This window comes from Bacteroides faecichinchillae JCM 17102, from assembly GCF_000614145.1.
Taxonomy (GTDB): Bacteria; Bacteroidota; Bacteroidia; order Bacteroidales; family Bacteroidaceae; genus Bacteroides; species Bacteroides faecichinchillae.
Window position 1 is genome coordinate 61,875 of record NZ_BAKK01000019.1, and the last position, 11,581, is coordinate 73,455.

General features: G+C 36.5%; 9 protein-coding genes and 1 pseudogene. 7 read left to right on the plus strand and 3 right to left on the minus strand.

Features of this window, described 5'->3' with window-relative positions; genetic code table 11:
• The first annotated feature begins 2 nt into the window (after positions 1-2).
• A complete protein-coding gene (locus JCM17102_RS11180) occupies positions 3-677 on the plus strand; it encodes a DUF4493 domain-containing protein (protein WP_025075174.1) in 675 nt (224 codons plus the stop codon).
• A gap of 418 nt (positions 678-1,095) precedes the next feature.
• A pseudogene (locus JCM17102_RS31655) lies at positions 1,096-1,975 on the plus strand (M48 family metallopeptidase).
• An 82-nt stretch (positions 1,976-2,057) separates the two neighbouring features.
• Here JCM17102_RS31655 and JCM17102_RS11190 read toward each other — a convergent pair.
• The 3 genes from JCM17102_RS11190 to JCM17102_RS11200 all read right to left on the minus strand — a co-directional run bounded on the left by JCM17102_RS11190 (position 2,058) and on the right by JCM17102_RS11200 (position 6,020).
• Positions 2,058-3,392 (minus strand): NADP-specific glutamate dehydrogenase, encoded by a 1,335-nt coding sequence (locus JCM17102_RS11190; protein ID WP_025075175.1) that lies wholly within the window; start codon positions 3,390-3,392, stop codon positions 2,058-2,060.
• Between the two features lie 163 nt (positions 3,393-3,555).
• A complete protein-coding gene (locus tag JCM17102_RS30345; RefSeq protein WP_129585754.1) occupies positions 3,556-3,732 on the minus strand; it encodes a hypothetical protein in 177 nt (58 codons plus the stop codon).
• On the minus strand, positions 3,729-6,020 hold the full coding sequence (locus JCM17102_RS11200) for an NADP-dependent malic enzyme (RefSeq protein WP_025075176.1): 2,292 nt from the start codon (positions 6,018-6,020) through the stop codon (positions 3,729-3,731). The genes JCM17102_RS30345 and JCM17102_RS11200 overlap by 4 nt, the downstream gene beginning before the upstream one ends.
• A gap of 533 nt (positions 6,021-6,553) precedes the next feature.
• Here JCM17102_RS11200 and JCM17102_RS11205 point away from each other — a divergent pair.
• The 5 genes from JCM17102_RS11205 to JCM17102_RS23440 form a co-directional block, all read left to right on the plus strand.
• Positions 6,554-8,410 carry a glycosyltransferase family 2 protein gene (locus JCM17102_RS11205; RefSeq protein WP_025075177.1) on the plus strand — a complete coding sequence of 619 codons (1,857 nt, stop codon included), beginning with the start codon at positions 6,554-6,556 and terminating at the stop codon, positions 8,408-8,410.
• A 4-nt stretch (positions 8,411-8,414) separates the two neighbouring features.
• Positions 8,415-9,335: a hypothetical protein gene (locus JCM17102_RS28995; protein WP_025075178.1), complete on the plus strand. Its 921-nt coding sequence runs from the start codon at positions 8,415-8,417 to the stop codon at positions 9,333-9,335.
• Between the two features lie 7 nt (positions 9,336-9,342).
• Positions 9,343-10,392 carry a DUF5675 family protein gene (locus JCM17102_RS11215; protein ID WP_025075179.1) on the plus strand — a complete coding sequence of 350 codons (1,050 nt, stop codon included), beginning with the start codon at positions 9,343-9,345 and terminating at the stop codon, positions 10,390-10,392.
• 13 nt (positions 10,393-10,405) lie between these two features.
• Positions 10,406-11,041 (plus strand): hypothetical protein, encoded by a 636-nt coding sequence (locus JCM17102_RS11220; RefSeq protein ID WP_033886761.1) that lies wholly within the window; start codon positions 10,406-10,408, stop codon positions 11,039-11,041.
• A gap of 82 nt (positions 11,042-11,123) precedes the next feature.
• On the plus strand, positions 11,124-11,581 hold a 458-nt coding region (locus tag JCM17102_RS23440; RefSeq protein ID WP_033886763.1), incomplete at its 3' end, for a cysteine peptidase family C39 domain-containing protein.

Sequence of the window (11,581 nt, forward strand, 5' to 3'; positions counted from 1 at the left end):
ATATGAAACAGATTTATATTATTATAATCTTCTTATTGGTAAGTTTTTCTTTTGTATCTTGTAGTGAAGAGCAACATTATACCAATAAGTCTTTCGGATATTTTTCTATTTCGAACCTTTTCTTGAGTTGCGATGAAGAGGTTCATCCTTTGGTTCGTGCCGTGGATACATCTCTTCAGTTACAGATCTGTCAAGGGGGAGAAATCATAAAGGATTATGCTCCTGGAGAAGATTTATCGAAACGTATTGTGCTTCCAGTAGGGGAGTATACATTAAAAACTTTTACTCCAGATCAATCGGAGGCGGTTAATGGTCAAATAGGTGTACCTGTTTATGAAATAATTTCTTCCTTTGAAGTAAGGGAAGGAGATATAACTAGTATTTCTTTGGTTGTTCCACAAGTCAATGTAGGAGTTTGTGTTAATGTATCAGATGAATTTAAGGTGAATTTTCATAATTTATCTGTTACCATAGCTTCTGTGACTGGACGTTCGATTGTTATTTCAGATATAGATACTTTGTCTCCGTATTATTATTTTGCTATTCCTTCTGACGGAAAACTAAAATATACTGTAACGGCTTACAATGCAGATGAAGAAGAAATGACTTTAACAAAAGAAATAGTGGACATTGTTTCGGCTAAGAATTACTCCATTCATCTGGATTTGTCTAATTGAATTTGATTATTACAGGAGTAAAAGAAATACAGATTATAGAAAAATAAAGATTTGTTGTAATCTAAACAGTGTTAGCAAAGTAAGTGAAATTATTCTTTGTTGACACTGTTTTTTTATATTTCCGAATTCTTAGAAAAACAGTTGGTTTATTTAATTCTAATATGTTGCTTTGTCAATAGTTGTATATCTGTAATAAATAACTGTTTTATTTAGGTTTGCAATTACCGGAATATCTCTTGACCGACTATTGCACTTCTTTTTTCTAATTGATTATCATTTTATATCCAGAGACTTAAGGTTTCCGAAGTGAACTAAATATTTTGGATCTATTAAATCAAAATAAATTCCTGATTGTTCATTATTATAAAAGTGCTATTTTTGTTTAATGAAAAAAGGGTATTACTATAATAATATAATTATGAAAAAAGGAATTGTTGCTGTTTCTATGCTTTTGTTATTATCCGGATGCAGTAGCGTCGCTTTGACAGGACGTAAACAACTGCTACTGGTCTCTGATTCTGAAGTCATGAGCTTGAGTAATTCAAGTTTTCAGGATTATATGAAAACTGCGAAAGCCTCTACAAATGTGGCAAATACTGCGATGGTTGTCCGGGTAGGTAAGCGAATAGCCAATGCAGTAGAGACATATCTGCGTAATAACGGTATGGCTGATCAGATTCAGAATTTTGCCTGGGAGTTTCATCTGGTGCAAGATAAAGAACCGAATGCTTTCTGTATGCCGGGTGGAAAGATTGTGGTTAATGAGGGTATTTTACCTTATACCCAAACAGAAGAAGGACTTGCCATTGTCTTGGGGCATGAAGTTGGTCATGCTGTAGCCAAACATTCTGCTGAACGGCTGAGCCAGCAAATGGTGGTTCTTATGGCGGGCAAATATTAAATGGAGTGCTTTCTAGCAAATCTACTGCTACACAAGTTTTGGCACAACAGGTTTACGGATTGGGAGCACAATATGGAGTGATGTTGCCCTATTCTCGTAAAAATGAAAGTGAGGCTGATCATCTAGGTTGGTGTTTGCTGCAATGGCAGGATATAATCCGGAAGCAGCTATAGGTTTTTGGCAACGTATGGCTTCAGCGGGAGCACAAAAAATACCGGAGTTTATGAGTACTCACCCTTCGGATGTATCTCGTATCAACAATATAAAGAAATTAATACCAGAGGCAATGAAATATTACAAAACGGGGCAAACACAACTGCCGGGGCAGTCACAAAAGCAAACTTCCGGAAAATCTTCCGATCAACAGCCCTATCGCTTTGAGAAAGTAACGAAATAAGAGATATGAAAATCCCCGCCTTCCTAAAAAGAAAGAACGGGGATTTATTAACTATAGCTTACTAAATTTGTATTGCGGCTGATTATAAAATACCTTGTGCCATCATTGCTTTTGCAACCTTCATGAAGCCGGCTACGTTAGCACCCTTCACATAGTTTACATATCCGTTAGCTTCTGTACCATATTGAACACAAGCTGCATGGATATTCTTCATGATGCTCTTCAGTTTTTCGTCTACTTCTTCAGAGCTCCAGCTCAGTTTGATTGAGTTCTGAGTCATTTCCAGACCAGATACTGATACACCACCGGCATTTGCAGCTTTACCCGGAGCGTAAAGGATTTGAGCTTCCTGGAATATACGGATAGCCTCAGGAGTAGAAGGCATGTTTGCACCTTCAGAAACAGCTATCACACCGTTAGCAATCAACTTCTTAGCGTCGTCGCCGTTGATTTCGTTCTGAGTTGCAGAAGGAAGAGCGATATCAGCTTTTTCTCCCCAAGGACGAGCTCCTTCTACATATTTGCAACCATATTTTTCAGCATATTCGCGAATACGTCCACGATACAGGTTTTTAAGTTCCATGATGTAATCCAGCTTTTCGCGGTCGATACCTTCCGGATCGTAGATATAGCCGTCAGAGTCGGACATGGTAACAACCTTGCCACCCAATTCGAGTACTTTTTCTACTGTGTATTGAGCAACGTTACCAGAACCGGATACCAGACAAGTTTTGCCTTTCAAATCCATGCCCTTAGTTTTCAGCATTTCCATCAAGAAATAGATGTTACCGTAACCAGTAGCTTCCGGACGAATCAATGAACCACCGAATTCGCGGCCTTTACCTGTGAATGTTCCGGTAAATTCGTGAGCTAACTTCTTGTACATACCGAACATGAAACCTACTTCACGACCACCAACACCGATATCACCGGCAGGAACGTCAGTTTCAGGACCAATGTGGCGCCACAATTCCAGCATGAATGCTTGTACGAAACGCATTACTTCAGCGTTTGACTTTCCACGTGGAGAGAAGTCGGAACCACCTTTACCACCACCCATGGGCAATGTAGTCAATGAGTTTTTGAATGTCTGCTCAAATGCAAGGAATTTCAGAATTGAAAGGTTTACAGATGAGTGGAAACGGATACCGCCTTTGTATGGGCCAATCGCGTTGTTGTGCTGAACACGGTAACCCATGTTAGTCTGCACGTTACCTTTATCATCTACCCAAGTTACGCGGAACTGGAATACTCTATCAGGAATACACAAACGTTCAATCAAGTTTGCTTTGTCGAACTCAGGATGTTTGTTGTATTCTTCTTCAATAGTTGAAAGAACTTCTTCTACTGCCTGATGATACTCCGGTTCATTGGGAAACCGTCTTTTCAAATCGTCTAATACCTTAGCTGCATTCATAATCTTTTTGTCTTTTATTGGTTGTTATAAATTCGATTATCTATTTCTCTAATGCGGTTGCAAAAGTAAAGATAAAAATTAAACTGGCAAACATTTTATAAAGAAAAATGCGATAAAATATCAAATTTGATATTTTATCGCATAAAAAATGGGAAAAAAGATATTATTTATTCTTTTTGATAGACTTATAGACAGGAATAAAAACTAATGCTGCCGAAATGATAAGCATTACTATAGTCATTCCGTCAATACGTTCGGCTTTTGTTAGGACTAAATAGCAAAGCGCCAGCCAAAGGAGGCTGACGCAAACTATTTGTGATTTGGACAATGGCTTTCTCATTGATCTTCTTTTTTCTTCTTTTCAACAATGGCATCGATCACTGCTACGGCAGTAATGTTAACGATATCACGAACAGAACTTTCGAAGTCGGTGAAGTGGATCGGCTTGTTCAATCCCATTTGGATAGGACCGATAAATTCTGTATCGGGATCCATTGCCTGAAGCAATTTGTAACCTATGTTTGCTGAACTCAGGTTAGGGAAAACCAGCGTATTTACATCTTTACCTTTCAGACGTGTAAACGGATATTTAGCGTCACGAAGTTCACGATTGAGAGCAAAGTTTACTTGCATTTCACCATCAATGGCAAGATCAGGAAATTCCTTCTGCATAGAGTTGATTGCTTCGTGCACTTTTACAGGACTACCTGAGGTATCAGCTCCAAAATTGGAATAAGAGAGCATAGCCATAACAGGGATATGATTGAAAAAACGTACTGTTTTGTCAGCAAGTTTGGCTATATCAGTCAGAGTTTCTGTATCTGGGTGACGGTTGATTAGCGTATCGGCAAGGAAGAAAGTACCTTTCTTTGAGTTGAGGATATGCATCGTACCGAAGTGTTTGAATCCGGGCTGGATACCAATAACCTCTTTTGCTACCTTGATAGTGTTACTGTATTTGGTATAAATTCCGGTGATAAAAGCGTCTGCATCACCAGTTTCAACCATCATCATTCCGAAGTAGTTGCGTTCGAACATTTTGTCATTGGCTTCTTCATAGGTAAAACCTTCGCGAGCACGTTTTTCTGTTAGAATACGAGCGTAGCGTTCACGACGTTCCAATTCGTTCGGATGACGGAGATTTACGATTTCAATACCTTCCAAGCTAAGGTCTAATTGCTGAGCCATTTTGGCGATCACTTCGTCATTACCTAATAATATAGGATGACAGATGCCTTCGGATTTGGCTTCGACTGCAGCTTTCAGCATATTGGGATGGCCACCTTCGGCAAATACAACGCGTTGTGGATTACGGCGAGCTGTGTCGTGCAATTGACGGGTTAATTCTGATTCATATCCCATCAATTCGCGGAGATGGACACGATAAGCGTCCCAGTCTTCGATTTCTATACGTGCTACTCCACTTTCCATGGCAGCTTTGGCTACGGCACAGGAAACTTCTGTGATGAGGCGCGGGTCTACCGGTTTCGGAATAAAGTATTCAGGACCGAATGAGAAATTGTTTACATGATATGCTGCATTTACCACATCAGGTACAGGTTGTTTTGCCAAATTAGCAATAGCGTGTACAGCTGCAATCTTCATTTCTTCATTGATTGCTTTGGCGTGTGTATCCAATGCACCGCGGAAAATATAAGGGAATCCGATTACATTATTAATCTGGTTCGGATAGTCGGAACGTCCGGTTGCCATCAATACGTCTGGGCGGGCAGCCATGGCGTCTTCGTAAGAAATTTCCGGTGTCGGATTCGCTAATGCAAATACGATCGGCATGGGAGCCATACTACGTACCATATCCTGATTCAGCACATTTCCTTTTGACAAGCCGAGGAATACGTCAGCACCTTTAATGGCTTCTTCCAAAGTATGAATGTCAGTACGGTCCGTTGCAAAATATCTCTTTTGTTCGTTCAGGTCAGTACGTGCTTTACTGATGACTCCTTTGCTATCCAACATCACGATGTTTTCCAGACGTGCACCCAGAGATACATATAATTTAGTACAGGAGACAGCAGAGGCCCCGGCACCGTTCACTACGATTTTCACGTCTGCAATGTTTTTGCCGGCCACTTGCAGTGCATTTACCAATCCTGCACTGGAGATAATGGCAGTTCCATGTTGGTCATCGTGCATGACGGGAATATCGAGTTCCTCTTTCAGACGGCGTTCGATTTCAAAACATTCCGGAGCTTTTATATCTTCCAGATTGATACCACCGAAAGTGGGAGCAATTGCTTTAACAGCTTCGATAAATTTATCCGGGTCTTTTTCGTCTACTTCAATATCGAATACATCAATTCCTGCATAAATTTTGAAAAGTAAACCTTTACCTTCCATTACGGGTTTACCGCTAAGAGCACCTATATTACCTAAACCAAGTACTGCTGTACCGTTAGAGATTACAGCTACTAGATTTCCTTTGGCTGTATATTTGTAAGCATCCTGTGGATTCTTCTCTATTTCGAGGCATGGTTCTGCCACGCCGGGAGAATAAGCGAGTGATAAGTCTGTCTGTGTACTATAAGGTTTGGTAGGAACTACCTCAATCTTGCCGGGCTTGCCTTGTGAATGATAGAGCAGAGCGGCTTCTTTGGTTATCTTAGCCATACTAGTTGTATTTTTTGTAAATTATCAATTGGCTGCAAATGTAGGAATAAAAGTTCGGAATTGTAGCTTTATGGCAAAATTATATGTTATTTTATTATCTTTTATTGGATGGAGTATATTAAATACACACTAATCCCTGAAAGAAATGTTAGAAGGTCATAATCTCTTTCAGCCATACTATGAAAGTGGCACTTAATCCAGCATAAGCAAAGCTCTTACAAATCGTTGGCAAATAGAGTTGGGAGGGAATGTCGGTGGAAAGGGGCAGATAATATCCGATTAAGTAACCTGTATTAATGGTATAAAAAATGAATTTAGGTTGTTTGATTATTTTTTTATGGTTAATTTAATGCAAAATATTGCTATTTCTATTGCTTGTTTTATAATAAAGTGTATTTTTAAACTAAAATCCTTATTTAGGTATATGATTTTGAGTAAATATTATCCTTTTAATTAAGAATTGTAGCTTGCTCTTAACTTATTTTTTCTATTGATTTTGAAGGATAAGTATAAGTAACTAAATATTTAATGTTATGGCAAAAGGATTTACTGTCATTATGCCTACTTATAATCAGGCTTCATTTATACGTAGAGCTATTTTTAGCCTGCAAAGGCAAACTTATTCAAATTGGGAGCTAATCATTGTGAATGATGGTTGTACAGATGGAACGGAGGAATTTATATCTGATTTCCTAAAGGACCCTAAAGTAATTTATATAAAGAATAAACTGAACACAGGAATAGGACATGTAGTTAATCAAGCTTTAAATAAGGCAAATTATGATTATATAGCTTATTTACCTTCTGATGATTTTTATGATGCAATGCATTTGGAAGTCTTGAAACAAAAATTGGATGAATCTGAAGAAATAATATTAGCATTTAATGGAGTACGGTATGATGAATCAGAAAGTTCTGGTATTCTTGCTTACCGAAAGGCGATAGGAGTTAGGCCGGGATATAATCTTTTGATGGTTCAAGTGGCCCATCGGAGAACAAATGATCGTTGGGTGGTTAGAGACGAATATGTTTCTGAAGATTTATTTTTTACTTTTTGGCGAAAACTGACCGATAAAGGAATTTTTGTTCCTACAGGCCAGGTGACATGTGAATGGACAAATCATCCGGATCAACGCCATAAAATCATCGGAGAGATGTATGGAGGAGGATTGAATAAATATAGGCAATTCTATAATGTACAGCATCCCATATGTATGCGTGCTACCAACTATAAAACGATTGACGAGCCTAAAATGTATGCTCCCTATCAAAAAGAAAATTCTTATTGTAAAGACTTTTTGAAGATATTGATTGTTGGTGAATTAGCATATAATTCAGAACGGATTTATGCATTTGAAGAAGCCGGACATCGTTTGTATGGATTATGGTCTAAGCCACGTTTTTGTTTTTCTACAGTCGGCCCACTTCCGTTTGGACATGTTGAAGATATTCCTTATAACTGTTGGAGGCAAAGAATAAAAGAAATAAAGCCTGATATTATTTATGCGCAATTAAGTACGGGAGCTATTGATATAGCCCATGAAGTTTTAAAATCGGGTATGGGTATTCCGTTTGTTTGGCATTTTAAAGAAGGGCCACATGAGGCACTAAAGATGGGATTATGGAGTAAATTGATAGATTTATATACTTATGCTGATGGTAAAATTTATTTGAATGAGGAAATTAAAAATTGGTTTGAATTATTTGTTCCAAATCATCTAAAGGCAAATCAAACATATGTGCTAGATGGTGATTTGCCTAAAGCTAATTGTTTTCTTAATAGTACATTCTCTGAAAAGCTTTCTTTCTCTGACGGAGCTGTGCATACAGTCGTTGTTGGGAGGATGATTGGATTATCTCCTAATGAGGTGAAAACATTGGCTGATCATAATATTCATATACACGTTTATAATGAGAACCATATATCTGAAGAGATGGTCACATATAAATACCGTAAGATGGCTCCTAATCATTTTCATGTACATAATCATTGTTCGCAGTTACAATGGGTAACAGAATTTTCCAAATACGATGCCGGATGGTTGCATTGTATTGATAGTAGTAATGAACAGTCTTTGTTACGGGCTATTTGGTCAGATTTGAATCTGCCTGCGCGTATCAACACCTTAGTAGCGGCAGGTATTCCTATGATTCAAAAATTGAACGCTAATCATATTATGGCAATGAAGAATTATGTAGAAAGATACGGAATGGGGATTTATTATAATACAATTAGTGAACTAATACCACAATTGAAAGATAAAGGTTTGATGGAACGTGTTGAGCAAGAAGTTAAGAAAAATCGTATAAAGTTTACTTTTGATTATCATGTGCCTTCTTTAATTAACTTTTTTAGAGAGGTAATCAATTCATTCAATCATAATTTCTGATATTATGAACAATCTTTTGCAACGAATAGCTAATACATTGGTATTATATAGTTACCATATTAATGACAACGGGCTTTTTACAGGAAGGACCGGTATTATTTACTACCTTTATAATTACTCATACTATGTTGGAAATGAATACTATAGTGATTTTGCTGGTGACCTGTTAGATAAAGTGTTAAAAGCATCGAATGGACTTTCAAATGATTTTGAACATGGGTTAACAGGTATTGGATGGATTGTAAGCCGTTTATTAAGAGAAAATTTAGTAGACGGAGAACCAAACAAAGTTCTACAGAATGTAGATAAAAAAGTTTTTTCTCGAATAGCATGTGATCCGGAAATATCGCTTTTAGGACATGCTATCTATTTGTTAGAAAGATTGAAATTTGATCCTGATGGATTAAATTTGTTAGAACAAATAGATAATATTTTGAAAATTTGTGAGAATGGATTGCAAAAATATGTTGGAAAGATTTCACTTTATCATATCAATTCCGTTTTATATTTTTTGATTGCAATTGATAAAGAAAGGAAATATTTTGATAGAGTAGAAAATATTAGAAAATTGTTACCTAATGTTTTAAAAAGAATAATTGATCAAAGGCTTTATGATGCGACTGATCAATTGATTTTTAATCAATTGATAGAAAATGTGGGAACTGTATATTTGCCAAGATGGAATTATATTCGATTATATCAGTTTCCAAAAATGATTGATTATACAGATCCTGTTGAAAGGTATATATACACTGCAAGGATGCAAGAAATCTATTTTGGTATAGCTTCTATAAATGCTCCTTCTGATCAGCAAATAAATGATTTTATAGATCGAAAACAAGAGAGCATAACTCTTGATGGTTTTTTATATCAGAAAGGTTTGGCAGGTTTAGGATGTGCTATATTGAAGTCAAATTTAAAATAAATTGAATATGAAAAAGAAACTAACAGAAAACAGTTTTGATGTATTGAAAACTCAATTAAGGGTTTTAAGTGAAGACCAACAACGAGCTGCTGTCGGTGGGGGGTATTTTGAAGATTATGGCATTGGTTACTATGATCAAGAGGGTAATTATCACTGGACACGAAGTCGCGAAGATACTTCTGGGAGTTATGGATCTACATTTAACGACTATTGGGATTCTACAAATTCAGGCGGTTTAAGTGGTACTGGAATGTATGAAGATGATCCTCTTAATGGATATGGAAAGAGAGGTAATCCAATTACTAAAGAAGATTATAACTTTCTGGTTATGAACGGAAATTGGCTTGGAGGATTTGTTGAAGATCTTGGGTATGTAGGGCTATATGCTACTTCAGTGGATTACGGAAATTCTATTTATAATGGCTCATGGGTTCGTTATGGTGACGTAGGTTATCCGGTGTCTCAATCGGATTTTTTCCAATTATGGAATGACGGGAAATGGAATGGGGGGTATGTGTCTGGTTTCGATTATGTTAGTCGTGAAGCAACGGAAATACCTATAATATCAAGTCCAAATACAAGTGGTGGAGTTGCACCTGTTCAGTCTAGTGGTGTAAATATTGTTGTAAATAGACTGCAGTATGAAGATAAAACAACACTAAGTAGTTTCACAGCTTATGCGTATAATGAAGCGGGAGATATTATTTCTACAGTTGAAGGAGTGTTTCTTGAACGTGGTTTTGATTATGATCAGTGTACTGTGAGTGGGTCAAAAACTGCTATATCACCTGGAACTTATAATGTAGAAAAAAGCTCACTTCATGGTGTGCCGGGATACTACGAGGTTACTGGGGTTGAAGGAAGAAGCGGAATAATAATTCATACTGGAAATTCTTATAAAGATTCAGAGGGTTGTTTGCTTACAGGAGAATCTGGTTATTGGGATCCTTCAACAAAAGAGTATAAGGTTTCTGGAAGTAATAATAAATTGAATGAACTTAGTAATTTACTTAATACTTATGGAAATGGTAATACGACTATTAGTATAACACTCTAATAAAAAAAATGAAATGAAAAATATAGTATTTATTATTTTTGTTGCTATAGCAACAAATAATATGTATGCTCAGTATGTTCCGATAGATACAGTGATGCTTAATAAAGCTTATCGTAATTTGATGGTATCGGATAGTCGTGAAAATCAAGAAGCATATTTTAAAGCCTTTCCTAATAACTGGATGGAGTATATTGCTACTTATCAATATTATAAAGATAGTTTGCAGGATAAAAAAAAGAACTCACAATATCATTTAGCTTATAAACAGGTGGAAGCTTTTGGTAATTTGACAGTAATTCCTGAAGATGCTTATTGTAAGAAATTAGTTTATTTGGCTATTGGCGGAAGAGATGATGCAGATGCTCCTAGTTATTTGAAATCATTATTGTCACAAAAGATGCAAGTGATGTCGAATTGTATTTTTAACGTGATTAATAAGTTGAAACCTGGGCATCAATTTGAATTCTGGGAATTTTATTGGTGGGCTCCATATCCAGGAGAAGAAGATTCAATTGAATTGGAGCGTTTAAAAAAGCAGTATGGAGAAATTTATCCAATAGTAGTACAAAATATGGTCGGTGCCTATAAATATTTTAGTGGTGGTATAAATTTGGTAGGTTGGGGATATCTGGAATCAGATAAAAAATAAATTTTATGTATGTAGGTTAGAACTACCTAACCTACATGCTTGTCTGATAAAGTTTTAGTAATATAACAAATACAAAGTAAGAATGCCATTTAAACATTTTCCTCATGAATTTCAGATGGATGCAAAAGATTGTGGTCCAGCTTGTTTAATGATAATAGCCAAATATTATGGAAAATATTATTCATTACAATATTTGCGTGATTTATGTGGCATTACTCGTGAAGGAGTATCTATGTTAGATATTAGCTATGCTGCTGACAAGATAGGATTACGAACCCTTTCGGTAGAAGCTGCAATGTCAGATTTGAGAGATCATGTAGTACTACCTGCTATTATTCATTGGGATAATCACCATTTTATTGTTGTTTATAAAGTGACTAAACAAAAAGTCTATGTTTCTGATCCAGCAAAAGGATTGATTTCATACACTTACCAAGAGTTTCAAGTAAAATGGTACAAAGAAAATGTGATGTATGGATTTTTGATGGCATTGATTCCGATGGCCAATTTTCATCAGATAGAAGCCCATGAAAAGATCGC